Source organism: Colwellia echini, assembly GCF_002843355.2.
Taxonomy (GTDB): Bacteria; Pseudomonadota; Gammaproteobacteria; order Enterobacterales; family Alteromonadaceae; genus Colwellia; species Colwellia echini.
The window spans coordinates 1-26989 of the sequence record NZ_PJAI02000001.1; the positions used below are offsets into that span (position 1 = coordinate 1).

At 36.8% G+C, this 26989-nt stretch carries 25 protein-coding genes; 12 read left to right on the top strand and 13 right to left on the bottom strand.

All coding sequences use genetic code 11. The features are described from left to right. The first annotated feature begins 516 nt into the window (after positions 1-516). Positions 517-1494, top strand: a complete 978-nt coding sequence (epmA, locus tag CWS31_RS00005) for an elongation factor P--(R)-beta-lysine ligase (protein ID WP_101343118.1) — start codon at positions 517-519, stop codon at positions 1492-1494. Between the two features lie 402 nt (positions 1495-1896). Here epmA and CWS31_RS00010 read toward each other — a convergent pair whose 3' ends face one another. Beyond that, entirely contained in the window at positions 1897-2904 is a 1008-nt protein-coding gene (locus tag CWS31_RS00010) for a LacI family DNA-binding transcriptional regulator (protein WP_101343119.1), read from the bottom strand. Between the two features lie 112 nt (positions 2905-3016). Between CWS31_RS00010 and manD the strand changes: the two genes are divergently transcribed. The 5 genes from manD to CWS31_RS00035 all read left to right on the top strand — a co-directional run bounded on the left by manD (position 3017) and on the right by CWS31_RS00035 (position 9609). Beyond that, a complete protein-coding gene (manD, locus tag CWS31_RS00015) occupies positions 3017-4234 on the top strand; it encodes a D-mannonate dehydratase ManD (protein ID WP_101343120.1) in 1218 nt (405 codons plus the stop codon). Between the two features lie 80 nt (positions 4235-4314). After that, entirely contained in the window at positions 4315-5466 is a 1152-nt protein-coding gene (locus CWS31_RS00020) for a Gfo/Idh/MocA family protein (RefSeq protein WP_101343121.1), read from the top strand. Positions 5467-5481: 15 nt separating this feature from the next. Beyond that, on the top strand, positions 5482-7236 hold the full coding sequence (locus tag CWS31_RS00025; RefSeq protein WP_101343122.1) for a sodium:solute symporter family transporter: 1755 nt from the start codon (positions 5482-5484) through the stop codon (positions 7234-7236). Between the two features lie 146 nt (positions 7237-7382). Then, positions 7383-8252 (top strand): hypothetical protein, encoded by an 870-nt coding sequence (locus CWS31_RS00030; protein WP_101343123.1) that lies wholly within the window; start codon positions 7383-7385, stop codon positions 8250-8252. A 25-nt stretch (positions 8253-8277) separates the two neighbouring features. Continuing rightward, positions 8278-9609 (top strand): MATE family efflux transporter, encoded by a 1332-nt coding sequence (locus CWS31_RS00035; RefSeq protein WP_101343124.1) that lies wholly within the window; start codon positions 8278-8280, stop codon positions 9607-9609. A gap of 192 nt (positions 9610-9801) precedes the next feature. Here CWS31_RS00035 and CWS31_RS00040 read toward each other — a convergent pair whose 3' ends face one another. Next, positions 9802-10287 (bottom strand): DUF6702 family protein, encoded by a 486-nt coding sequence (locus CWS31_RS00040; RefSeq protein WP_101343125.1) that lies wholly within the window; start codon positions 10285-10287, stop codon positions 9802-9804. Positions 10288-10378: 91 nt separating this feature from the next. After that, on the bottom strand, positions 10379-11452 hold the full coding sequence (locus CWS31_RS00045) for a YHYH protein (protein WP_246143230.1): 1074 nt from the start codon (positions 11450-11452) through the stop codon (positions 10379-10381). A 452-nt stretch (positions 11453-11904) separates the two neighbouring features. On the opposite strand from CWS31_RS00045, the gene CWS31_RS00050 reads away from it, so the two are divergent. Continuing rightward, positions 11905-13488, top strand: coding sequence for a methyl-accepting chemotaxis protein (locus CWS31_RS00050; RefSeq protein ID WP_101343127.1), 1584 nt, complete (start codon positions 11905-11907; stop codon positions 13486-13488). 153 nt (positions 13489-13641) lie between these two features. On the opposite strand, the gene CWS31_RS00055 is transcribed toward CWS31_RS00050, so the two are convergent. From CWS31_RS00055 to CWS31_RS00065, 3 genes are read right to left on the bottom strand one after another with little or no spacing between them, the layout of a single operon-like run. Further along, complete coding sequence (locus tag CWS31_RS00055) at positions 13642-14415, bottom strand: phosphoadenylyl-sulfate reductase (protein ID WP_211355769.1); 774 nt, start codon at positions 14413-14415, stop codon at positions 13642-13644. Continuing rightward, complete coding sequence (cysI, locus tag CWS31_RS00060; RefSeq protein WP_101343128.1) at positions 14408-16162, bottom strand: assimilatory sulfite reductase (NADPH) hemoprotein subunit; 1755 nt, start codon at positions 16160-16162, stop codon at positions 14408-14410. Before cysI ends, CWS31_RS00055 begins: the two co-directional genes overlap by 8 nt. Continuing rightward, a complete protein-coding gene (locus tag CWS31_RS00065) occupies positions 16162-18012 on the bottom strand; it encodes an assimilatory sulfite reductase (NADPH) flavoprotein subunit (RefSeq protein ID WP_101343129.1) in 1851 nt (616 codons plus the stop codon). Before CWS31_RS00065 ends, cysI begins: the two co-directional genes overlap by 1 nt. Positions 18013-18175: 163 nt before the next feature. Between CWS31_RS00065 and CWS31_RS00070 the strand changes: the two genes are divergently transcribed. After that, a complete protein-coding gene (locus CWS31_RS00070) occupies positions 18176-18862 on the top strand; it encodes a lytic transglycosylase domain-containing protein (RefSeq protein WP_246143231.1) in 687 nt (228 codons plus the stop codon). 130 nt (positions 18863-18992) lie between these two features. Here the strand turns inward: CWS31_RS00070 and CWS31_RS00075 are convergent, their stop codons facing one another. Genes CWS31_RS00075 through CWS31_RS00085 form a run of 3 tightly spaced genes read right to left on the bottom strand, consistent with a single transcriptional unit; the run spans position 18993 to position 21238 of the window. Next, positions 18993-19748: a TIGR04219 family outer membrane beta-barrel protein gene (locus CWS31_RS00075; RefSeq protein ID WP_101343130.1), complete on the bottom strand. Its 756-nt coding sequence runs from the start codon at positions 19746-19748 to the stop codon at positions 18993-18995. 4 nt (positions 19749-19752) lie between these two features. Further along, positions 19753-20754, bottom strand: coding sequence for a DUF2333 family protein (locus CWS31_RS00080; RefSeq protein WP_101343131.1), 1002 nt, complete (start codon positions 20752-20754; stop codon positions 19753-19755). A gap of 40 nt (positions 20755-20794) precedes the next feature. Beyond that, positions 20795-21238: a copper chaperone PCu(A)C gene (locus CWS31_RS00085; RefSeq protein ID WP_101343132.1), complete on the bottom strand. Its 444-nt coding sequence runs from the start codon at positions 21236-21238 to the stop codon at positions 20795-20797. Positions 21239-21344: 106 nt separating this feature from the next. Here CWS31_RS00085 and CWS31_RS00090 point away from each other — a divergent pair, with 106 nt between their 5' ends. After that, positions 21345-22082: an enoyl-CoA hydratase-related protein gene (locus CWS31_RS00090; protein ID WP_101343133.1), complete on the top strand. Its 738-nt coding sequence runs from the start codon at positions 21345-21347 to the stop codon at positions 22080-22082. Positions 22083-22177: 95 nt separating this feature from the next. Here CWS31_RS00090 and CWS31_RS00095 read toward each other — a convergent pair whose 3' ends face one another. The 3 genes from CWS31_RS00095 to pspA form a co-directional block, all read right to left on the bottom strand. Next, entirely contained in the window at positions 22178-22543 is a 366-nt protein-coding gene (locus CWS31_RS00095) for a hypothetical protein (RefSeq protein WP_101343134.1), read from the bottom strand. A 67-nt stretch (positions 22544-22610) separates the two neighbouring features. Further along, the gene (locus tag CWS31_RS00100) at positions 22611-22838 is read right to left on the bottom strand and encodes a PspC domain-containing protein (protein WP_101343135.1); all 228 of its coding nucleotides are present in this window, start codon (positions 22836-22838) and stop codon (positions 22611-22613) included. 36 nt (positions 22839-22874) lie between these two features. Continuing rightward, entirely contained in the window at positions 22875-23540 is a 666-nt protein-coding gene (pspA, locus tag CWS31_RS00105; protein ID WP_101343136.1) for a phage shock protein PspA, read from the bottom strand. 344 nt (positions 23541-23884) lie between these two features. Between pspA and acuR the strand changes: the two genes are divergently transcribed. From acuR to CWS31_RS00120, 3 genes are all read left to right on the top strand, one after another. Beyond that, positions 23885-24538, top strand: a complete 654-nt coding sequence (gene acuR / locus CWS31_RS00110) for an acrylate utilization transcriptional regulator AcuR (RefSeq protein ID WP_101343137.1) — start codon at positions 23885-23887, stop codon at positions 24536-24538. Between the two features lie 84 nt (positions 24539-24622). After that, positions 24623-25609, top strand: a complete 987-nt coding sequence (gene acuI, locus CWS31_RS00115) for an acrylyl-CoA reductase (NADPH) (protein ID WP_101343138.1) — start codon at positions 24623-24625, stop codon at positions 25607-25609. Positions 25610-25701: 92 nt separating this feature from the next. Continuing rightward, the gene (locus tag CWS31_RS00120) at positions 25702-26358 is read left to right on the top strand and encodes a nitroreductase family protein (protein WP_101343139.1); all 657 of its coding nucleotides are present in this window, start codon (positions 25702-25704) and stop codon (positions 26356-26358) included. A 92-nt stretch (positions 26359-26450) separates the two neighbouring features. Here the strand turns inward: CWS31_RS00120 and CWS31_RS00125 are convergent, their stop codons facing one another. Beyond that, positions 26451-26987 (bottom strand): hypothetical protein, encoded by a 537-nt coding sequence (locus CWS31_RS00125; RefSeq protein WP_101343140.1) that lies wholly within the window; start codon positions 26985-26987, stop codon positions 26451-26453. Positions 26988-26989: the final 2 nt, after the last annotated feature.

Sequence of the window (26989 nt, forward strand, 5' to 3'; positions counted from 1 at the left end):
GCAATCCGTGAAGGTGGTCGTACTGTTGGTGCTGGTGTTGTTTCAAAAATTATTGCTTAATTTGCTGATAACTTTGCGTTAACTGCATTGCGGATACTCATTGACTAGCGTCAACTCCGTGTCCGCGCTTTGTTAACACTTCAGTTATCAAACAAATTATTTCAATAATAATATAAAGAAATAATATATTTAAGAAGGTCGCGAAAGCGGCCTTTTTTGATCTTATGGAAAGTAAAATGAGTAATACCAATCTCACAAATTAAGTGATCATTTATACGGGCTAAAACCACTAACTACAGCGTTATTTATTTAATAATTAGAACAACTAGTTATATAAATAAATGCCTTGTATTTAATGATTTTTCCTCCGTCTAAAATAGACCACTTAATTAATGAAATTGGTATAATGAACAAGAATATTAGACGGGAATGCTAAAATAAACTAACCGTCACTCCCGAAGTGCCTGATCGGGAACCCATTTTATTGTCACTAGAATTTAGCGCAAAAGGATCATTATGAACTGGAAAACAAGCATGTCTTGGCAAAATGCACAAAAGCGTGCCGAAGTCATTTCAACTGTTAGAGAATTCTTTGCTGATCGTCATGTTCTTGAAGTAGAAACCCCAGCTTTATCGCAAGGTACAATCACCGATGTACACTTAGATGCCTTATCTTGCCAATATAACTTCTTAGCCGATTCTTCGGATCAACATTCAGATACCTTGTTCCTACAAACCTCGCCAGAATTTCATATGAAGCGACTACTAGCTTCCGGTTATGGCTGCATCTATCAAATAGCGAAAGCTTTTCGTCATGAAGAAGCAGGCAGACATCATAACCCTGAATTCACAATGCTTGAATGGTATCGTATTGGCTTTAATCAGTTTGATCTAATGTCAGAGGTGTCTGAACTATTAAAAGGCGTATTAGGCTGCAATGAGCCATTATTTACTAGCTATCAAGATGTCTTTATCAATACAGTGTCTGTTGATCCATTAACGGCAAGCTTCGATGAATTGTCTGATGTGTTAAGTGCACATAACAAATTGGATGACTGGTTAGTTGAAAGCAAAGATGCAGACCTGTTATTGCAGTTTATCTTCACTGAATTAATAGAACCAACCTTTGGTATTGAACAACCCCAATTCATTTATAACTTTCCCATAGCACAAGCATCGCTAGCCAAAGTATCAACTCAAGACTCACGTGTAGCCGAACGATTTGAATGTTATTACCAAGGCATTGAATTAGCTAATGGCTTTAATGAGCTAACCGATGCAGATGAACAATTAAAACGTTTTGCAGCTGATAACCAAAAAAGATTAACGCAAGGGCTAGAGCAAAGACCTATCGATAATAATTTTATAGCAGCCTTACAACATGGATTGCCTCAGTGTTCAGGTGTTGCGTTAGGTATTGATAGACTCATTATGTTGGCATTAGGTGAAAAACACATTAGTACAGTACAAAGCTTTACTATTGATATTGCGTAATAAATATAAAACAGCTTTTTTGTAAGTAGTGCATGGTTGTTGAATAAATCCTGTTGAGGGTAAGTACTAATAGCTTAAAGCGTTTGTTCGTATTTATTTTCCATCCATTTATCTATCATTCAAAACCTAAAATACGTTAAGTAGTCTTTATATCGATACGTTAGTAATATATTTCGACATTAAACTAAATCGATTTAGTTGTTTTCACAAGATATAGTAAAATTATCTGATAATTTTATCTTTGTTTGTATAAATTTGTCTTTCGTGAGTTCAGTAGAAAGCTAATAACGATCTTAAATGAATGGCATAGAGAAATAACTATAGGCTAGTTATTTCATTTGTTGTAAGTTTATTACTGAGGTTCTAATTTGACGTATTCATTATTCAATTGGTATGAGTGACTTAAAGCTTTTTACACGAATCTCGTCTCGCTAAAGCACAAGGAACCATAATTTTATGGGACAACTTTTCTTTATCATTAATGTTATCTAGAAGTAACTTAGTTGCCTCAACACCTATTTTATAAGGATCTTGTTTCACAACAGTAATAGGAACCTTAAAAAATTCGGCCATGGGAATGTCATCAAACCCTAATACCGAAACATCGTTAGGAATGGCGATATTTTCTTCATTTAAGTGTGTTAATAGTTCAGTGGTAATAGCTAAATGCTGTGTAAAAAAAGCCGTCGGTGCATTAGTAGAGGTGAGTATCTCTTTTGGGGCTTGTTTAAACCCTGTCTCTCGATGCCAATACTGAATTAGCTGTGATTCTAATGGAATATCATGTTTTTTAAGGGCGGAGGCATAACCTAGGTAACGTTCGTTTCTAGATTTTACGTCTTTGAAATCTTGAGTTACGAAACAAATCCTTTGATGGCCTAAACTAATTAAATATTCAGTGGCCTCGAAAGCTGCTTGTCGATAATCTGAAACAATAATGTTTCTTTCATAGCCGTCGTATTCAATTTGAAATTGTACGATAGGCAGACCTTTATTAATGAACTCATCAATAAGCTCGGCGTTACGGCCAGATGAAGCAATAATAATCCCATCAACTCTTAACTGGTAAAGTGCTTGTAATGATTTGGCTTCAATAGCGGGATCAAAATCAGTATTGTAAATTAAAACATTATATTCACTGTCTTTACAATAATCATCTATCCCTCTGATAGTACGGCTTGTATAGAACCCGGTAATATCTCGAACAATCACGCCTATGGTTTTTGTGGTCGAAGTTTTAAGACTTCTAGCAATGGGGTTGGGTACATAATCCAGTTCTTGTATTGCTACTCTTACTCGCTCCTTGGTTTCTTTTGACATATAGTCAAAACGGCCGTTAAGGTATTGAGAAGCAGTGCTTTTTGAAACTCCAGCACGAAGAGCAACATCAATTAATCTGATCTTTGACATATTTTTATAAATCGATCTTTAGTCTAATTATTGACATTCTAAATAGATATGGTAATTTATTCTACTAAATCGGTTTAGTAATTTGGTTGTTTGTCGAAAAGTGAGGCATAAGTTGAAAATTCAAGAAATAAAAGTATTCGTGTGTAGTCCAGGAAGAAACTTCGTAACAGTAAAGGTGATTACTGATGAAGGTACTTATGGCTTGGGCGATGCAACCGTCAATGGCCGTGAAATGGCGGTAGTAGCATATTTAGAAGAGCACGTTGCACCTTGCTTAATTGGTCGTGATCCTCAAGAAATTGAAGACATTTGGCAATACCTATACAAAGGTGTTTATTGGCGTAAAGGTCCAATCACAATGGCGGCTATTGCAGCAATAGATATGGCGCTTTGGGATATTAAAGGAAAAATCGCTAACCTACCTGTATACCAATTATTAGGTGGAAAAAGCCGTAAAGGAGTTACTTTTTATGCGCATGCTAATGGCGAAAATATTGATGACACCTTAGATAAAGCACAAGAACATATTGAAAATGGTTTTAAAGCTATTCGCTTACAATCTGCTATTCCTGGATTAAAAGTCACTTACGGCGTACTTGGCGATAAAAAGGATTACTTTGAATTACAAGGTAGCCGCCCATTACCACCAGAAGAAGAATGGTCTACCGCTAAATATTTCAATTCAATTGTTGAGCTATTTAAAAAAGCCCGTGAACGCTTTGGTTATGATGTACATTTTACTCACGATGTTCACAGTCGTTTAACGCCAATTGAAGCAGCTAAATTAGGAAAGTTATTAGAACCGTATAATTTATTGTTCCTTGAAGATGCTGCTATTGCTGAAAATCAAGACAGCTACAAAATTGTCCGTCATCACACTACAACCCCTTTAGCTATTGGCGAAACTTATAACACCATTTGGGACTGCAAAGACCTTATTCAAAATCAATTAATTGATTATATTCGTGTAGCTGCAACGCATGCGGGTGGGATTACCGCACTTAAAAGAATCACTGATTTTGCGAGTGTTTATAATGTTAAAACTGCACCACACGGTGCACCTGATTTATCACCAGTATGTTTTGCGGCACATATGCACTTAAATATTTGGGCACCTAATTTTGGTATTCAAGAATTTGTTGGTTTTGGTAATGAAGGATTAAATCGTATATTCAAACATAAATTCACTGTTGAAAACGGTATGGGCATGATGAGTGAAGCACCGGGTTTAGGTGTGGAATTCGATGAAGCAGCCGCGGCCGAATATCCTTACAAGCGTTCATATTTACCCGTAAGTCGATTAGAAGACGGTACTCTTTGGAACTGGTAACGCGATAGATACTTGCCTACATTGGCAGAAATAAATAAAAGATATCTCTTTAAAAAATATTAAAGCATTAGGAATAAATTATGAGTAATAAAGTTAAAATATTAGTGCACGGTACAGGTTTTGCCGGACAAGGGCATGCTGAAGCATTTAGATATGCTGGCGCAGAAATTGTGGGTATTGTAGGAAGAACTGAAAGCGTTGTTAAGCAAGTAGCTCAAGATATGGGGATTCCATACGCAGGTACCGATTGGCAACAAGCGTTAGAGGATACCAAGCCTGATGTTGTGTCAATTGCTACGCCAGGTGGCGCGCATGTTGACCCGATAAAACAAGCCATTGCTTTTGGTTGTCATGTATTTTCAGATAAGCCACTTACTGCAGATGGCAGTACTTCAAAAGAATTATACGACTTAGCTGTAGCTAAAGGCGTAAAGACTGCCTTTGCTTCAAGCTTTAGATACATGCCAGAAATATTACACGCTAAACGTTTAGTTGCCGCTGGTGCAATTGGTGAGCCCTTAGAAGTTGAGTGTATTTCTCACTTTAATTTAGAGCGTGATATTCCGTTTGGTTGGTCACATCGTCAAGAAGATGGTGGCGGTCGTTTAAACAATAACTTCACTCACATGATGTCGATTGTTACCTCGGTTGTTGGTGAAAAAATATTATCAATAATGGGAGAAGTGCGTGACGATTTAGGTAGAGCCCCTATTGTTGAAGGCGTGCATAACTTCAAAACCCGTCGTGACTTTATTCCTGAAGACATTAATGACCCTTCATTAAAATGGGGCGAGTCTAACGTGGAATGGTCTTATAACGTACTTGCTCAACTAGAAAGTGAGTTTGCTAAAAAGCCAGTTTCGGTAATGTTCAAGCACGGTGGATTACACCCACGTTTTAACGAAGATCATATTGTATTTTATGGTAGCAAAGGCGCTATTTACATTAAAGGTCATTACGGTGCTGGGCCTCTTTACCTATATGGTGAAAGCAATGGCGGTGATGCTAAAGAATGGTTAGAGCAATCATTACCTGCCGATATCGCAGCAAATGTACCTGATGTTGAAGGCGATACCGAGCGTAACTGGCGTTACCTTATTCGTGAAATGGTTAAAGATATTGAAGGTGAAAACGTTGCCCCTTACCAAACTTTTAAAGAAGGTAGTCAGTATCAGCAACTTATCGACTTAATTCGTAAAAATGATTACTGGGTAGACGTAAGTAAACTTTAATAAAAGGGCGATAACATGTTCTATGATTACGCAGTAATAGCTGGTTATTTCCTTTTAGTTGTTGGTATTGGTTTTACTTTCAAAAAAATGGCGGCCAAATCAACAAGTGATTACTTTCGCGGTGGCGGCAGAATGTTGTGGTGGATGGTAGGTTCAACCGCATTTATGTCACAATTTTCCGCATGGACTTTCACCGGTGCAGCAGGTAAAGCTTTTACCGATGGTTTCGCGGTAAGCTTAGTATTCTTTGCTAATACCTTTGCTTACTTTTGTGGTTGGGCATATTTTTCTTATCGCTTTCGTCAAATGCGTGTAGATACACCAACAGAGGGGATTAAACGTCGTTTTGGCAGTCAAAACGAATTGTTTTTTTCTTGTGCCTTAATTGTATTCAGCTTTTTAAATGCCGGTATTTGGTTAAACGCCTTAGGTGTATTTACCAGCGCTGTGTTTGAAGCGGATATCAATGTCACCATTATTGTTACCGGTTTAGCGGTATTGTTTATCTCTGTATTGTCAGGTGCGTGGGGCGTAGTAGCCTCTGACTTCGTTCAAACCCTAGTTGTTGCTGTGGTGTCTATTGCGTGTGCAATTGTCGCACTAGTAATGGTTGGCGGACCTGTTGAATTAGTGACTCAGTTTCCATCTGATTTTATTATGGGTCCTGATATGAACTATGGTTTGCTATTAGTAGGTACTTTTGTCTTTTTTCTTGCTAAGCAAATGATAACCATAATGAATCTGAATGATTCATTTCGTTTTTTAAATGCAAAAGATTCTGAGAATGCTCGTAAAGCATCATTATTAGCCATGGTGTTAATGGGTATAGGTAGTATTATTTGGTTTATTCCACCTTGGGCTTCAGCCATCTTATACCCTGATGCAGCGTTAGCTTATGCCGATCTTGGTAATAAAGCGTCAGATGCTGTGTATTTAGTCTTTGCTCGAAACGCAATGCCAATTGGTACTGTAGGTTTATTATTAGCAGCATTATTTGCAGCCTCTATGTCATCAATGGATTCAGCACTTAATAAAAACTCAGGTATTTTTATTCGAAGTATTTATCAACCGTTTTTAGCTAAACGTAATAAAATTGTTGATGATGCACACTTACTAAGAATGGGTAAAATTCTAAGTTTTATCAGTGGTTTATTAGTTATTGTGATGGCACTATTTTTCAAATCTTTAAAAGAGCTTAGCTTGTTTGATTTGATGATGTCTTTTTCAGTAATGATTCAAGTACCAATTCTTATTCCATTAATCTTTGGATTATTTATTAAGAAAACGCCGTCATGGGCTCCATGGGTAACCGTTGTTATTGGTTTATTTGTTTCTTGGTTTGTAATGAATGTTTTAACGCCTGATGTTTTCTCTCGCTTTATTGGTATTCCTGAATTTACCTCAAGAGAAGCAACAGACATGAACCTAATCTTAACCATAGGTGCACATTTAATCATAACTGCGGGCTTCTTCTGTTTAACTGCATTGTTTTATAAAGAAGAAAAAGATCAATATAAAGCACAAACCGATGAGTTCTTTAAAGACTTGGTTACGCCTGTAATTGCTGACGATGAGCAAGATGATTATGACCTTCAGCAACGTAATAAGTTGGGCTCTATGGTGATGTACATGGGCTATGGTATTTTCTTTATGACATTAATACCTAATCCATGGTGGGGGCGTTTAATTTTCGTTTGTTGTGCATTAATTATTTTAAGCATAGGTTTTTTATTGAAAAAAAGTGCTAGCCCAAAACAAATTATAGTTTAAATTTTTACCTTGAATATAAAGTAAGCATTTAATGCAATAATTTACTTAAAGCACCTTTTCAATCTGCTTTTTTATGGCGCTACAGACTTATTGGTGTAGCGCCTTTTTTATATACATGACAACACAAAACTTTAAAAGGAGTTTGTATGAAATTAACAATTTCAGCAGCAAAAAAAAAGTATTTAGTTTTATTATCAGCAGCACTAATTTTTCTCATCGGATGTGGTGTTGAAAATAAAGAAAACGAAGCAAAAGTAGAAACTAAAGTCCGGCTTACTCATGGCATTGATACCTCTGCAGGTGATGTGTCTAGCTACATTATAACCACGCCTAACGCGACTTATTTCCTTGAGAAAAAAGGCGGTGGTTTATCAAGTATGCTTGATATTGATGGTGTTGATTGGCTTGGCTTTCATAATGAAAAAGGCTCAGGCCATAAAGGCGAGTACCGAGGTTTTCCAAATGCCATTCATAAACAAGATGGCAACTATTTTCATGCCTTAAATGCAGGCACTGATTTATCAACTTCAGTGGTAGATATTGAGTCAAAGCAACATGTACGTATCACTTTCACTTCAGGGAATAAACAATGGCAAGGACAGTGGGATTTTTATCCTGATCGTTTAGATTTTACTATGAGTAAAGTCAGTGAAGGTTATAGATATTGGGTGCAATACGAAGGTGTACCTTACGGTGAAATGGATAGAACAGATTTTTGGTTTTCTTCAGCAGATGACAAACCGCACTTAATTGATGAGACCTTTGAAGGTGATTTACCTTCACCTGAATGGATAGCATTTGGTGATGCAAATAGTCCTCGTATGTTATATCTACTGCATCATCAAGACGACAACCATCCAGATAACTATGTTAGCAGACCCGATATGACTGTTTTTGGTTTTGGTCGTAGCGGTAAAGAAAAGTACCTTGATACACCACAAACATTCTCATTGGGGTTTGTTGAATCAACGACTTATGGTCAAGTTAAAGATGCCGTTACAAAGCTCATTAATTAACGAATTACGATGAGTACCCCATTAAATGAATGCTGAACAACTCAGATCTATTTATTTACGTAAAAATCTATCCTTAGCGTGGCCACTAGCATTTAATGCCTTATTGATGCAATCCATGTTAATTATAGATCTACTGCTTATTTCCCCTCTAGGTGAAGTTTCTTTAGCTGCAATGGGAATAGCGACTACTATTATCGCTTTTTTTCTCGGCTTGCAGATTGCTTTGGCTAATGGTACGCAGCTCATTGTGGGTAGAATTTTTGGTGCAAAAGATAAAGCAAGATTACAGAAAGCTTTTGGTTCAGGTTTATTTATCAGCGTTTCTGCTGCGCTCATCTTTATTTTATTATTAGTTCTGTGGAGTGATAACCTGACTGGGTTATTAACCCAAGATCCTTTCATCGCCGAACAAATCCATAACTATTTATCAGTGGCGCAATACATTTTATTGTTTAACGCAATCACCCAAACAATTACTGTATATTTAAATGGACAAGGTAACACCAAAACCTCATTACAAGTGTATTTGATTGAGGTCCCTTTTAATGCACTGATGAGTTACTTGCTTATTTTCGGTGTAGATAATGTATCTATGGGGTTAGGCGTTGTTGGTGCAGCGTATGGCAGTTTAGCTGCAGTTTTATTACGATTAATTCTTTTATTTAGCTATGTCTTAAAACAGAAAGTATTACCGGAAGTTAAGCGTAAAACATATCTTGACGTTACAGCCATTAAAGCGCACTTTACTGAAATAATGCCAATTGCCGCCAACTTTTTAGTATTGTCTGTTGGTAATACCGTTTATCAATTATTATTTTCTCAATTAAATATTTATTCTTATGTAGCAATTACCTTAGTATTTCCTTGGTTACGTATTGCTACACAGTTAATTGTAGCTTGGGCACAAGCCAGTGCAATTAGTATTACTCAGGCCATTGGTCAAGGAAATATCAATCATATCAAACCGATTATTGATAGCTGTCTTAAATTGGGTGCGGTACTCGCGTGTTTGGTTGCCTTATGCTTATACGGCTTTAGTTTAAGCGTAGAATTAATTTATCCTAAAGTAGAGCAACAAACGTTAATAGCACTTGCCAGTATTACGCCTCTGTATGTTTTATTACCGTTAATTCGTACCTATAACACGATTTCAGGTAATTGCTTGCGTGCAATGGGAAAAAGCATGCAAGTGCTTAACATTCATTTTGTAACTCAATGGGTTATTGTTCTACCGCTAGCGAGTTATTTTATTCTTGTGGCAGAATTACCCTTATTCTGGGCGTTTGCTTTGTTACCACTAGAAGAGTTATTGAAGTCGGTACCTTTTCATTACATGTTGAAAAATTATCGCATTTAATACTCTATTGTTAGTTTTACAGATATCTTTAATTTTTAGGTAATTATTAGGATGTTTGATTGGTGTTCTAGGTTTCGTGGGCGGGAACTTGTTCACTGTGTCTAGCATTGATATTTAACTCGAAAAAGACTACTTAGATTGTTGATGGTAGTTATTACTTTAGTTAATGGACTAAACTTTATTAACTGATCATCACTTTATGGGAAATATAACGGTAAAATTATTCGACTTACTTAGAATAAAAGACTTAGTTTCACTGTTTTTTTCAACCACAAGTAATTTTGTAGTATGACGGTATATATCTTTCAGTGAGCCATTAATTAGCTGAATTTTTGTGGTTTTTACTGGCATAGTAATCTCCTTGAAAAATACAGATGTTTCGTGTCCTAAGCTTACGGTACCTTCACCTAATGAAATGTTTTTATCTTTTACGACTATTTTTAAAGTACTGGTTATATGCTCAAGCAATTGTTCACTAAACTGTTCAGGTGTTGTGTAAGGTGATTCAGAAAAATGCTGTTTTACCTCTTTTCTAAAAGCATCTAACGAAGATTTTATTTGTAAGCTCCAACGATTATTGTCTTGTTCGGTTAGCGTAATGACTGAATAGTCAAACCCATGAGACTGAGCACCTAAAGAAAACCACAATACAGAAAAAAATAATATGATTTTTTTCATCAGATATACCTCAATTAAAATTAATAAATATTGACCTAGAATAAAGCCCATTATTAGCTAATAACGGGCTTATTATTTTGAATTTTTACGGCTAGCGAGGAGGTCCTGTTCTGTCGTCCTCCTCTTCTGTTTCAGCCCATGCGCCATAGAAACAATCTAAGAATTCATTACTATCTAAAGACATTACGTGATAATGATAGCCTCGAGTATCATCACTATGACCTCTACACTCATCTAACTCAGTTGCTTCATTACCCTCGTCGTCTAATTTAGCATAAAGCCCATGCCCATCTAGTGCATAGCCTATCATCGCGGAGTGATCGTCAGATTGTTCAATGCGAGTCGTCATTCCGGTATCGCCATGATAGTGGTAACCCAAGCTGTTATTCACATGTCCACCGGCATCATCTACAGGGGCAATTTGGTAACCCGCAAGAATAATATCGATATCAGCCGGATGATCAAACCTTACACCATTAAACGCTAGTCCTCTTACTGAAGGCCCATATTCAACACCAGCTACTTCTAAAGTTGGTCCGTCACTTAGTTCTACAGGTTCATCTTGTTTGCGGGGGGTAATAGGAATTAAATAAGAGACTTGAGTACTTACCCATTCAGGTAAACATTGCGCACACATGTTTTTAAATTCATCTTCAATATTTGGATCTGCTCCTAATTCACATTGTTCGGCAGTTTCCATTCTTCGCACATTTCCATCATCGTCGTACATCTTAAAACCACTATCATTATAATAAGTCGCTAAGTTTAAAATAAATGGGCCGTCTAAATCGTTTATTTCACCATTATCAAACCATAAACCACCTTTTTCAGCAGTATCATAAATGGTTTCTGGACACCAAGGTCCCATATCATGTTCAGAGGCAATATGATTAGAAGTAATTTCATAACACAATGTTTCAGTGGCATCGGTCAAGGTACACGATACGGTATCGATACTGACATCATCACCCGTTAAAAATAAAGTGGCATCAACATCTAAAACTATTTCACCCTCATCAGTTAACTCTGAATCAGTTAACTCTGTATCAGTTAATTCGGTATCGGTTAACTCGTTGCTAGTTGAGTCATCACTCGCATTACCACCACAAGAAGCGATAATAATGCTCAGAGAAATAGCTATCACTTTAAATATTGTGTTATTCACACAGTTTCCCCTTTCTAAAAATTTAGTCACTATTATTTGACTTAGTGTATAAGCGAAAAAAGGAAACATTGTGCAGGAAATAAGGAAGTTTACTTTGCTGGTTAGGTTGAGAAGCATTTATTAATAACAGGAGCGACAAATAAAAATATTAATAATAGGCAAAAAACGATTAGTTATAAGTTTAGCCACAAAAAAGCTAAAGAATTACTTCTTTTAGCTTTTCAATTTTAATGATTTGATAAGTATGCACTTAAACCGCGAATATAAATTTTCATGAACTACGCTGTCGCCTATAAAACAGTAAAAGTAATTAAAATATATTTGGTAATTAAGGTGACTTTTAACTAATGTTATTTAATAAAGTTTAACTATTTAGGCGATTGTCTTGAGCAACGCGATTACTTAATTAGTTGAAATTAATATATCTATATATTCAAAAGGTTGTAGAGCAAATGAAGTTATCAAGACAATTGGCAGTTATTATTTTAGTTGCTACTTTTGGTTTAATTATCCTTGGAGTAGTAACCTTACAAACACTAAGATCCAATTTAATGAGTAGTGGTGAGCATGAAATAAAAACAATTTTATCTTTAGCTAAAGAGCAGGCTAAATTCTATATTGAGCTTGAACAACAAAATAAAATATCCCGAGAAGAAGCAGAAGAAAAAGTTATCGAAGTATTATCAAATATGCGCTATGACACTTCTTATATATGGGCAAATGATAATAATGCTATTTCACGGGTTCATCCTAACGCTTCTGTGCTAGGGGAATTTCAGCCAACGTATGCAACACATTTTAAAGAACTCAGTAACGTTGAGTTTTTTATAGGTGTTGGTGAGTATCCTAAAGCAGGGAGCGATAAACTTTTTACTAAAATCAACGGCTCGACAAAGTTACCCCATTGGGACTGGGTTTTTGGTTTTGGTATTTACATGGATGATGTAAATGAAAAATACATGAATTCAGCGATATCTTTTACTTTAATTGCATTAGTAATCATCTCTTTAATTATTGCTACAGCTGTTTATATTGCACGTAACATTATTAAAAGTATTGGTGGTGAGCCAAGCTATGCTTTATCAGTCACGAGTCGCATTGCAGATGGTTATCTAAACCAAGAAATTGAAGGTACCTTTACAGAAACTAGTTTACTAGGCTCGATTAGTCGAATGCAAAAATCGCTTCAAGCTATGGTTAGAGATATCAACAAGGGGGCTGTGATGTTAACCGCTTCAACGAAGTCACTCAATGAGCAAATGCATCACATTTCAACTGCTTATCAGAAATCATCTGATGCCTCTCACTCAACTGCAGCTGCTATACAAGAGCTTTCGTCATGTATCCAAGAAATAGCCAATAGTGCACGTGATGCAGAGTCTAACTCGGAAGAATCTTCAACTATATCACTGCGTGGAGAAGATGCAGTAAAAAATTCTGCAGATAGTATTATTGAAATTGCAGAAAAAATAACACAATCGACAGAAGAAATTGATCGCTTACAAAAACGCTCAATAGACATAGGGAATATTGTCAATGTCATTAGAGAAATTGCAGAGCAGACCAATTTATTAGCTTTAAACGCAGCAATAGAAGCTGCAAGGGCTGGTGAGCAAGGACGAGGTTTTGCAGTTGTTGCCGATGAAGTAAGAACTCTTGCTTCACGAACTGCAAGTGCAACATCAGAGATCACTGCAACAATTAATAAGGTTCAGGCAGAAACAGAAAATGTAGCAAAAACTATGCTTGCTGTTTTACCAAAAGTAGAAGAGAGCGTAACTAGCTCTAATCAAGTAACTAAAATGCTAGCAGATATTCGTGTCGGCTCAGATGCTACTTTAAATCAAATACGAGTTGTTTCCAGCTCATCTGAAGAGCAAAATAAAGCAACGCACGATCTTGCTATGCATGTAGAGGATATCTCAAACATGATACAGGAAACAGCGGCTGCTGTAGCAAGCTCTAGAGAAAACATGGAGACTCTAGATAAACTTGCGGGTGATCTGCACAACAGTGTTAGTTATTTTAAAATTTAAGCGGTTTTATATAATTTATATCACTACTAGATTATTTATTTGATCGTTTCCCTACGTATAAAGTAGATACAAAAAAGCGAAAAGACTCACATCTTTTCGCTTTTTTAATATTAAGAATTACGTAACAAGAGTTACGAAAAAAGTATTAACTAACTAAATACCATCACCGTCAGTATGTAAGCCACATTCACGTTGACCACCACCAAAACGGGTTTCTTCTTCGGTCATACCTAACGTTAATGGACGAGTACTGTGTACGTCACCCACTGATACATAACCTTCATCCCATAATGGATGATAAGGTAAGTTATGTTTAGTTAAGTATTGGTGTACGTCTTTATTGCTCCAATCAATGATTGGATGCACTTTATAACGACCACGTAATGTACCTACAACGCCTAAACCTTGTCGATGTTCAGACTGTTGACGACGAACACCTGAAAACCATGTTTGTGCTTCAAGCTCGGTTAAGCCACGTTCTAATGGCTCTACTTTATTACGGCGATTATAAGCTTTAAGTGCTTCATCAGTTGATGCCCACTCTTCACCGTATTTAGCCATTTGCCATGCAGCACTTTCTTCAGCTTGATAAACTTTTAAGTTCAAGTTTAAGCGTTCAGTCATTTGTTCAATAAAGCGATAAGTTTCAGGAAACAAATGACCTGTATCAGTTAGCAATACAGGGATATTGCTATCTACTTGCGTTAACAAATGCAACATTACCGCAGATTGAATACCAAAACTTGATGACAATACAAAAGCGCCAGGCAAGTTTTGCATTGCCCATTCAGCGCGCTGTTGTGCCGTTTGCTTTTCAAGTGCTTGGTTCCAATCAGCTAACGCTGGGTTTGGAAACTCAAGTTCAGTAATTATCCCTGCAGCATTAGTTGCTGTATTGGTTGCCGAACTATTTGCCATATTAGGCATGATGAAAATCTCTAAAACTAACTATTACTTGCTCTACAATGCCGGCGCGAATAACGAAATCACCGAAAGCTTCATTGTCGTTACGCTCTGCAGACCAACGTGCAGTTAACGCATCAATTTCGCTTAAGATCATCGCTTCATCAACATTTTCTTTGTAAAGCTTAGGTACACGTGAGCCAGCTAAGTCACTACCTAAATACATGTTGTATTTACCCGGCCCTTTACCTACTAAACCAATTTCAGCAAGCATTGCACGGCCACAGCCGTTAGGACAACCAGTAACACGTAAGATAATGCTTTCGTCTTTTAGGTTGTTCTTTTCAAGAATTGCTTCAACATCGTCAACTAAACCTGGTAAGTAACGCTCAGCTTCAGCCATTGCTAACGGACAAGTAGGGAAAGCAACACAAGCCATAGAGCTCATACGTTGGTTAGATACTTTGTCGCTAATTAAACCATGTTCACGCGCAATTTTCTCGATAGTGGCTTTATCTTCTGGTGCAACACCTGCAACTATTAAGTTTTGGTTTGCGGTTAAACGGAAATCACCTTTATGAATTTTAGCGATTTCTAACATACCTGTTTTTAAGGCTTTATTGCCTGTAGGCACGCCATCTAAATCAAGAATACGACCATTTTCTATGAATAAAGTTAAATGTTCTTTACCATCAATACCTGCAACCCAACCGAAGCTATCGCCACGATGAGTAAATTCGTATGGACGTGAATCTTCAAATTTAACACCCGCACGTTCTTCAACTTCAGCTCTAAACGCGTCAGCACCTACACGGTCTAGTGTGTATTTGGTTTTCGCATTTTTACGGTTAACACGGTTACCCCAATCACGCTGTGTTGTTACAACCGCTGCGGCAACGTCTAATGCTTTTTCTTTTGGAATAAAACCAAAGTCATCAGCACAACGTGGGTAAGTAGAGTTATCACCGTGAGTCATGGCTAAACCGCCACCAACAAGTACGTTAAAACCAATTAACTTACCGTTTTCACTAATTGCTACAAAGTTTAAGTCGTTAGCGTGAACATCAATATCGTTGTTTGGTGGAATAACTACAGTTGTTTTGAATTTACGTGGTAAATAGTTGCTACCTAAAATTGGCTCAACTTCTTCACCTTCGGTTGTTTCAACGCGCTCTTCATCTAACCAAATCTCAGCATAAGCACGAGTTTTAGGAAGTAAGTGCTCACTAAGCTTAATAGCCCACTCGTAAGCTTCTTGATGTAACTCTGACTCAACAGGGTTAGAAGTACAAAGTACGTTGCGGTTAACATCACCCGCCGTAGCAATTGAATCAAGACCAACACTGTTAAGTGTTTGGTGCATTAATTTAATGTTTGGCTTTAATACACCGTGAAACTGAAAGGTTTGACGTGTAGTTAAACGAATACTGCCGTAAGACGTATATTCATCAGCAAACTTATCAATTGCTAACCATTGGTCGGTACTAATAATACCACCTGGTAAACGTGCACGAAGCATTACGTTATGTAACGGTTCAAGCTTTTGCTTTTGACGTTCAGCACGAATGTCACGGTCATCTTGTTGATACATACCGTGAGTACGAATTAACTGGAAGTTATCAGCTGTAAAGCCGCCAGTCATTCGGTCTTGTAAATCTTCTAAAATAGTACCACGAAGAAAGTCGCTTTCCGCTTTTAAGCGTTCGTTGTCAGCCTGTTTACCTTCAACAATTAGTACAGGGTTTTCAACTTTTGTTAACTTGTTGCTCATTAGTAAACATCCTTCTGGTAACGCTTATTTGATCTAAGTGATTTTAAGTAATCTTCGGCTTGTTCAGTACTTAACTTGCCGTGCTCTGCGATTATTTCAAGTAAAGTGTTATGTACATCTTTTGCCATACGGTTAGCATCGCCACAAATGTATAAATGTGCGCCACGCTCTAACCAAGCAAATACTTCGCTAGCGTTTTCTTTTAAACGGTCTTGTACGTATACTTTTTCTGCTTGGTCGCGAGAGAAAGCTACGTCCATTTTGGTTAACAAGCCAGATTTTAAATAGTTCTGCCATTCAACTTGGTATAAGAAGTCTTGCGTGAAAGTTTGATCACCAAAAAACATCCAGTTATCGCCGCTTGCATCACGCGCTTCACGTTCTTGCATGAAAGCTCTAAATGGCGCAACACCAGTACCAGGACCAATCATGATAACAGGCGTTTCATCTGATTGTGGTAAACGGAAGTTGTCATTGTGCTCAACAAAAACACGTACTGTTTGGCCTTCTTCTAAACGATTTGCTAAGAAACCAGAAGCACCGCCAACACGAGGTTCACCGTTTTTGTCAAAGTTAACTACACCAACAGTTAAGTGAACTTCTTCTTCCACTTCAGATTGTGCAGAAGCGATAGAGTATAAGCGTGGAGTGATTTTACGTAACGCATCAACAAATGTTTGTGCGTCAATATCAGCTTTAGCTAATTTAACAACATCAATTATTTGATTTTCACCTGAAAATTCACGGGCAGCATTTTTATCACTTGCTAACTCTGCTAATTTAGCGTCTTTAGACTGTAATGCCCAAAATTCAATAAATGCAGGTGCAGTTTGGGTAATTTCTAGTTGGCTAATTAAAGCATTTTTTAAAGTAAATTCTTGCTCTTCACCAGACACTTTTAAGTTAACTTTTTCATCGCCTGAAAAGCCAAGTTCGCTTAATAAGTTAGTTACTAAAGTTTCGTCATTCTCAAACCAAACACCTAAAGCATCACCTACTTGGTAAGTTAAGCCAGATTCGCCTAAATCAATTTCAATGTGACGAACATCTTTAGCAGAATCACGACCAGTAATTTTTTGGCTTAATGAAAACTCTGCAGCATACGGATTTTGCTTAGTGTATTGGCTTTCAGCGCCGGCTGTAGCTAGAGCACCAACATTAGCAGCAGGTGCCGTAGTTGCTGTTTGGGTAAGCTCGTCTTTTAAAGTGTCAACAATACTTGATATCCAGTTTTCTGAATCTGTATCGTAATCAACATCACAATCAACACGTGGTGCGACTTGTGTAGCGCCCAATGCTTTTAAGCGATCGTCAAAGTCTTTACCTGTTTGACAGAAAAACTCGTAGCTGCTGTCGCCTAAAGCTAAAACGCTGTACTTAAGTTCTGGTAATTTAGGTGCTTTTTTACCTAATAAGAATTCATGGAATTCAATTGCGTCATCAGGCGCTTCACCTTCACCGTTAGTACTTGCAACGATTAATAAATGTGTTTCATTTTTTAATCCTTTTGCTTTAAAGTCGGCAGTGTTTTTAAGTACTACAGTAATACCAGCAGCTTTAGCACTTGCTGCTAATTTACTAGCAACACCTTTGGCATTACCTGTTTGTGATGCATATAATATAGTTAATGTTTTAGCTGCAACAACAGCTGATGCAGCTGCAGGAGCAAGTTGAGCATTGCCACCTTGTTCACTTTTTGCTGCTAAATAACCACTTGCCCATGCAAGTTGTAATGAAGATAAACCAGCAACTGTTTGTTGAAGAGAAGCTAATTGATTAGCATCTAGTGAACTACTAGTGTTTGCTGAATTTGATGTATTTTGATTTAATAAGCGCTGCTCTGGCAACATAACTATTTTCACCTATGACAATTGATGCGGGCAGGATAGACAAATTCTTATCAGATCAAAAGGAATAGATAGCGATTTTTTATTCCAAAAAAGAATATAGAATTGATATTTCATGAGTAATTGTACTAAGTAATTCGTAAGTAACTAATTAATAGGTAAAAAGTTGAAGTCACTAGGAGTTAAAAAGATCAGCGGTTGGCCAAATAGACAACAAAAAATATCCTATTATTTTTATGGTTATTTTATTTTGTTGTGCTTAAGCTTGGCATTAAATCAGGTGTCCGCTAAGGAAACCTCAACCATTTATACCTATAAATCTTCATCAGGGGTGATGTCTTTCTCTGACATAGAGCCAATGGAGGTTGAATTTACAGTATATCGTATGGATTGTTATGCCTGTGAAGTTGACTCGTTAATTGACTGGCGTAAAGCTAAACTTTATTTAACACCTTATCAGTCTGAAATTAACCAATCAGCATTAAAATATGGGATTGACCCTGCTTATGTGCGCGCGGTTATTCATGCTGAATCTCATTTTAACTATCAAGCTATTTCTAAACAGGGCGCACAGGGCTTAATGCAATTAATGCCGGCGACAGCCCTGGAGCTAGGGGTGAAAAATTCGTTTAGTGCTCAGCAAAATATTATTGGCGGGGTGAAACATTTATCACGCTTGTTGAAAAAATATAATGGCGATAATAAGCTCGCTTCTGCGGCATATAATGCAGGAGAAGGTGCGGTTAAAAGGTACGGCGGCATTCCTCCTTATAAAGAAACGCAAGTGTATGTAGAGCGTGTTGGTATTTTACATAAGCGTTATGGGCGTTTTTCATATCACAATAATCAATAGTTAATGCTGTGGGGTATGATATTGAGGCCGATCAAATAAAAAGACCTTGAACATTTTCATATTCAAGGTCTTGATCATCTATTCACTGTGCAGAGAATACAGCAGTGAAAAAACTTAGAAGTGAAGCGTTTTAGAAGTGAACAACCGCACCAGCAAAGAAACCATCATAAGTTAAGTCACTGTAAAAGTTATCTATGTCATCTAATTCCATTTTCACGATGCGGTAGCCTACGTTAATATCTAGATCTACAGCAAGATTATCTAATACCGCATAGCTTATACCCGCTTGTACATCATAAACGGTTTGATCGCTATAACTAACAAAGTTACCTTCAGCAAATACGTTGAAACCTGTAAAAGGTAAACCGATAATGCCATTTAGGTAAAGCATTGGAATATAACCATCTACTTTTAAATCACTTTCTAATGAACTTTGTGGTTTTTCAACGTGAATGTAAGCATCTAAATCACGCGCTGTTAAACCAAAATCAAAGGTAAATAAATCATTATCAAATACTTCATAGTACAAAGTGTAGTCAATAAAACTAGCATCAAGGGTAGTATCTAAAGTTGAATTTGCTGAATAAGTTTGGTTGTTGAAGGTAAAAGATGATGAAATCTGCGTACCACCAACAGTATCAAGCGTTGTCGAAGCTATTTTAATATTTGGAATCAATGGAATTGGATGTTCAAGAGCAACGTAAAAATTACCTTGTTGTTTATCATCAAATTCAAAAACGGCTTGGTTATCACTACCTTCACCAAAGCTACCGCTGGCATCGGCAGCCCAAAATTGGCCACCAATATATAACCCTAAAATTGTATCAGCTTGTGCAGTACCACACATCATTGCTGCTACGCTGGCAGCTAATATAGTTTTTTTCATGTTGTTATCCTTTGGTTAAAAGTTCATTTAAATCAATTAATGCTGCATTAGCACGAGATATATAGTTTGCCATTACCAATGAGTGATTAGCCACTAAACCGAAACCACTTCCGTTTAAAACCATTGGGCTCCATAACGGTGCTTGGCTTGCTTCTAATTCACGAATTATCTGTTGTAAGCTAATTTTTGCATTTTTGTTTTCTAATATGCTATTAAAATCTATTTCAACAGCTCTCAATAATTGTAGTAATGCCCACGTTGCGCCGCGTGCTTCAAAGAACACATCATCTATTTTCCACCAACTTGTTTGTAATTGCTGCTGAGCTACACCTTGGCTTGATTGTTGGGCTGGCTTGTCACCAGCTAAATCAGTGTCCATTTGATCGTGGCCTACACTCATACTTAAGCGGTGTGAATAACTACCTAAGCGTTTTTGTACTTCTTCAATGTAAGCGCGTAAGTTATCAGCACGAGCATAAAATTGAGCTTTATTTTTGCTGTTAGTGCTCACTAAAGCACTACGGTAAGCATAAAGTTGTTTAATAGCTTCACTGTATTCAGACTCAGCGCTTGGCATTGCCCAATTGGTATTGTTTATATTAAAGCGTGGTTGTGCGTCTTGTAAGTGTTTATTAACAAGTGATTGTGATTGTGAACGGCTGAAGTCTTTACGCATAACCAGTGCCATATCACGCACCATTTCTAATACGCCAAACTCCCAAGCAGGCATGTTATCTAACAAAACTGAGGGTGGCATAATGTCATTTGATAAATAGCCGCCCGGTTTGTTTAGTAATTTTTCACTCACTTTTATCAATACGGTAGTAGTTGTATAACCAACTACAGGCGCAACGTTATCTGCTTTGGCTGCTTGAGTAACTTCAGCATGAATATTTAAGGAATCTGGTTCACTGCTCCAATAAATGCCAATAGCATAAAATAGAATGAATATTCCAACGAAGATCCAAAGAATAATTTTTTTAGAAAGGCCTTTTTCTGTATTCACGTTGATATCTACTCCCAGAATGAAATTACTAGTTATTGTACTATTTATATTGCGAAACAGGTAATTGAATATTTATTTTACTTTGATCGGCAAAATGTAAGGTTAATACGACGCTATCTTTTTCGGATATTTGCTCTGTTACTGAAAAAATCATTAAGTGTAAACCTGAGGGTTGAAGTACAACCTTACTATTTGCGTCGATTTTAATCTGCCCAACTTCACGCATTCGCATCATGCCGTTGCTCATACTGTGCTCATGAATTTCGATATTAGGTGAAATATCACTAGTCACCTTTTGTAAAGTAATTGCTTTATCCATTGGATTGGAAATAGTCATGTAAGCAGCGGTAACACTACTACCTGGAATATTCGCTTTGACATACCCGTCGGTTACTAAAATTTGGTCTTTTGCATGGCAAATATTAATAAATCCTAGCATCAAGCTGAAACAAAATAATAACTTTAAAGTGATATTAATTTTCATTGTATCTATACATCCTTGATTACAAACAGTAAGGTTTGACTATATCTTATACAAAATATAATACATATACTTTTGCTAATACTATAGTAAAACCAGAGGATAACAAATGAGTCAGTTAATTTTAACCGCAGAAGAACAAGGTGTTTTTACTATTACCTTGAACCGCGGCGACAAAAAAAATGCTTTAACTAATGCTATGTATCAGCAACTTTGCCAGTACTTTGCTTATGCTGAGCAAACTGCGAGCATTCATTGTGTTGTTATCCAGGGCAATGAACACTGTTTTTGCGCCGGTAATGATTTAGCGGACTTTTTACAATGCACAGCAGACGATGATTTAGCTGCGCTTGAATTTGTTAAGGTTTTATCGCAATTCACTAAGCCTCTTATTGCCAGTGTCGCAGGCGTGGCTGTTGGTATTGGGACTACTTTACTATTGCATTGTGACATGGTTATTGCAGCTACTAATAGTTACTTTCAACTGCCGTTTACCAAACTGGCGTTATGTCCAGAAGCGGGCTCTAGCCTGTTATTAACTCAGAAAGTTGGCGCTAATAAAGCTTTTGAATTAATGGTGTTAGGTGAAAGTTTTAATGCCGAACAAGCATTAGAATTTGGCATTGTTAATAAAGTCTGTCAATCAGAGGAACTAATCGCACAGACTATTGAAGTTGCTAAAACCATTGCTAACTTACCGGTTGAGTCTGTGATGACAAGTCGAAAACTCATTAGGCAGGCCAATAACTCTTTATTAAAACAAACTATTGAGGATGAGAGTCAAGCCTTTTTTAAATTAGTTAATTCAGCTGATTGTAAAAAGATTATCGCGAAGTTTTTTAAATAGCCGCTCTATTTAGTGCACTAACCGAATAGGTATTTGAGTTAATTCGTAATAGTATTTTCTGAACAGGCTCTTAACTGGTAACGAGTATATAAACCCTATGCCGTATGCTTAGTGCTTTGATTTTTCATCTGTTTAGCGCCTTTATTAGAGGTGAGCAACCAAATGACTAGTGCAATCAATAACACGGGCCAGAACACACCTAAAGTGAACATAGCAATACTACCGACAATAATTAAACCAATAAACACAATTCCACCAAATACGCTAAGCACAATGGCGAGTGCTGCAATAACCAATAGCACAGTCACTAATGCGGAAAAGCCAATTGCTTTAATAGGTTCAATAGCTTCACCATTCATAGTTACTTGTAAATTGGTCCATTCCAATAAACTCGCGCCAAACACATAAGTTAAAAAGAGGGTGGCTAAAATAGCTAGGCATAAAGACTTAAAGAAACTCATTTTTTACTCACTTACCGTTAATTGTATTTGTAATGGCTGAATTTAGACAGCCTATCGAAGGTTACTGTTAGTAATATCTGCTAGGTAATATTAAACTTGCCGCAAGGTAAGCGCCTCCTGTAACAATGGGAATCGCGATAAGTAATGCTATGGCAACAACGCGCACGGCTAATGGCGAATAATTAAAATGCTTGGCAATACCGGCACAAACACCGGTTAACTTTTTATTATTCAGGTCTTTCGCTAAAGATTGTGGAACATCTTTAATGGGTGAATACTCTCTGTCGTATCTCATGGCTGTACCTTATTTTCTTCTTTATTTATTAAAAATTTATGCCGCGCTTGCTGCTTGCTTTTTCATTTCAGCTAATTCATTTTCTATTGCGTCATCTGCTGCTAATGCAGATATTTGTGAGGCTAAATCTTGTTTATCTGTAAGGTCATAAGATTCAACCTGAGCTTCAAGATGATCAATTTTTGATTGATAACGCTCAAACTTAGCCATTGCGGCATCAATACTATGAACCACAGCTTTTTCACGTACTTTTAATCGTACTTCAGCAGAGTTTTGGCGACGTATTAAGTTGGCTTGACGGTTTTTAGCTTCTGTTAATTTTTCTTGTAAATGTTGCGCATCAGTTTGTATATTGGCGAGTAGCTCGGTTAATAATGAATTCTCATCCTCAAAGGCTATTAACTCTTTTTGGCTGTTATGTTTTTGTGCTAATGCTGATTTTGCTAAGTCTTCACGACCTTTAGTTAATGCAAGTTCAGCTTTAGTTTGCCAATGACTGATAGCTTTTTGAGTATTCGCTATTTTTCGAGCTAAATTTTTTTGCTCGGCAATATTTTTAGCAGCAGTTGAGCGTACTTCAACTAAGGTTTCTTCCATTTCGCCAATAATTAAGCGGATCATTTTCTCCGGATGCTCGGCTTTGTCTAACATGCTATTTAAGTTTGCATTGATAATATCGGTAAATCGACTAAATAATCCCATCAGGTAATCCTCATTAGTTGTATAAAAAATTTACGGGGTAAGTTTCTTAAGCTAAGTAGTACAAATGCTGTGCCAATACCTATTAATATCTTAATTGATTGATATTTATGTATTATTCAAGTTTTGATTGTTTTCTTAAATTTAAGTTCTTCAATCATAATCTAATAATTTAGCCAAATTGACTAAATGGTTAGTGAATTTGACTAGTGCGTGACGGTAAAGTTTCATTTATATCTTCATGACTCTCTCGCTACTAACGCATGGATTAACTATTGCATTTAAATAGACGGTCGGTCTATTATGTATTTAATTAAAGATAAACTTAAAAAATCACACAATACATTATGCAAAATGAAAATAAAAAGCCCAGAGGTAGGCCTGCAAAATCAGGCCGTGATAGCGCAGTAACCAAAGATGAGTTAATTCGTAGTGGTGTTGAGCATTTCACTCAATTTGGCTTTGCTGCTTCTGGCTTAGATCAAATATTAAAAAAAGTGTCTATACCTAAGGGATCTTTTTATTATTATTTTGCAAGTAAAGAGGCTTTTGGTTTAGCGGTTATTGATTATTACGATAACTATTTTTGTCGTAAGCTCGATGCACATTTATCTAATGAAAATTTACCACTAAAGCAACGATTAACGAGTTTTGTTGATGATGCTAAAGCAGGCATTGAAAAGTATGACTTTAAACGCGGTTGTCTGGTTGGTAATTTAGAGCAAGAAATTGCATTGTTGCCTGATAGTCATCGCGAAAAATTATTTCAGGTGATGCAAGGCTGGCAAAATAAAGTATCGAAGTATTTAACAGATTTAAATGCGGGTTTTACTGATAATCCTAATCATAGCCTTGAGCTTAGTAATATTGAAACTGATTCTTTAGCTGAGTTTTTTTGGTTAGGCTGGGAAGGGGCTGTAAGTCGCTGTAAGTTAGTTAAATCAACACAACCTATTGATCTTTTCATGCATCATTTTTCAACATTAATGAAACTAGACTAACTTTAAGTACAAGAAATAAGCAATAAAATAAACAGAATGTTATAAACAATTCATACATCATTTAGACTTTAAAAAGAGGTTATTATGTTTACCTGTTTACAAATCAATAAAGATGAAAAAAATGGTTATCAAACAACTTGCGTACAACTTAATGAAGACACCTTAACCGAAGGTAATGTGTTAGTTAAGGTGCAATACAGTACGCTTAATTACAAAGACGCTTTAGCTATTACTGGCAAAGCACCTGTTATTAGAAGTTTTCCTATGATCCCAGGAATTGATTTTAGCGGCGTAGTTGAATACAGCGAAAGTGATGATTTTAACGTTGGCGACAAAGTTTTATTAAACGGTTATGGCGTAGGTGAAAAATATAAAGGCGGTTTATCTCAAAAAGCGAGAGTAAAAAGTGACTGGCTAATTCCGTTACCTGAAAAATTCTCGCCACTGCAAGCTATGTCACTTGGTACTGCGGGCTATACCGCCATGCTTAGTATAATCGCCCTAGAAAAAAATGGTGTTACCCCCAAAAGTGGAAAAATTTTGGTAACTGGCGCAACAGGCGGAGTTGGTAGCTTTGCAGTAAAAATTTTATCGTTAATGGGTTATACCGTTGTAGCATCAACAGGAAGTGCCGCACAACATAATTACTTAAAAGCGTTAGGTGCAAGTGAAATAATTGATCGAGCTGAGTTATCGGTGCCTGGTAAACCCTTAATGAAAGAGCAATGGGCTGGTGCAATTGACTCTGTTGGTAGTCATACTTTAGCTAATGTTTGTGCCAGCGTTAACTATGGCGGCGCAGTTGCCGCTTGTGGTTTAGCTCAAGGTATGGACTTCCCTGCATCTGTTGCGCCATTCATTTTACGAGGTGTGTCTTTATTGGGTATTGATAGTGTTATGCGCTCTAAAGCAGACAGAGTTGAAGCATGGCAAAAGCTAGCTGATATTTTACCTAGCGCTGAAATGGATTCTATTGTTAATATCATTAGCTTAGAAGAATCAATAACGGCAGCGACTAAATTACTTAATGGTGAAATTACTGGCCGTGTAGTTGTAGATGTAAATCAATAATATATAAATAAAATACTTTATTAAAAATTTCAAAATTAACGAAGATAACTAAAACAAACAAACAAACAAACAAACAACTAGACGATAACTTTATGACTCACCCAATAATTAAAGACTTAACTCATAGACACACAGTAAAAAAATACGATCCAACAAGAAAAATAGCTCAGGCTGATTTGGATGTTCTATATGAAGCAATGCGTTTATCTGCATCATCAATTAACTCACAGCCTTGGAAATTTATTGTTCTCGAAAGTGATGAAGCCAAAATCCGCATGAGTAAAACATTCGTTAACATGCATCATTATAATTTAAAACATGTATTCGATAGCTCGCAATTAATATTATTTGCGTATAATCCTAAATATACTCGTGAAGATTACGCTAAAGTAATTGATAAAGGTATTGCAGATAAGCGCACAACGCTTGAAAACCGTGAAACTGCGTTTGATCTATATTTGTTTGCAGATCTTAATACCAGTGACACAGGGGATACTAGTGCGTGGACCAAAGCACAAACTTACCTAGCTTTAGGTAATACTTTACACACGCTGGCGCGACTTAAAATTGATTCAACCCCTATGGAAGGTATTGATATTGACTTAGTCAACAAAGAGTTCAGTGAAGAGTTGGCGGGTTATCAGTGTGATACTGCACTTGCTATTGGTTATCATCATCCCGAAGAAGACTTTAACGCTAAATTACCTAAATCCCGTTTGGCGATGGAAGATGTTTTAGTGCGTTTATAGTTTGAGTTAACCCCACAACTTTTTACATTTAGTTAACCTCAGCTCAGGTTAAAATAGCTTAATCTGAGTTTGAAGTTAATTTTAACATTATTTTATAGAAGAGCATTTGTGTTTGGTGTATTACTTTCTATTATCAAATCAAAGGCTTTTACATCACAGTCACCTAGTCCATCACAAGCTCTAATGATAAAACCTAAAGTTGCTGTTTCCTGAAAGTTTTTAATACCTACAGACTCATTACCAACAGAGCATGACAGCTTGTTGTCATCAATAACACATTGCACCTCACCTGTTGCATTTGGACAAAGTGAAAAAGAGGTATTACCACATTTAAGTCCTACGACTTGATTGTTTTCAGAATAGCCTTCAGCATTGGTCGATAAATAGAAATCAATTTTGTAGGCCGCTGAAGTAGGCGACACCCATTGAACTTCAAAGCTAGTGCCTGGTGTAACAGTAACTTGTTCTCCTTCATAGTAATCGCTTGCATCAAATCTAACATTTTGTAAAGCAAAGCCATTGCTATCAATAGTATCACTGGGATCAGTAATTTCGGCAACTTGCTCATTAGTATCACTTCCGCAGGCGCTTAAAGCTAGCAGGCTAATGATTAATAAAATATATGTCATAT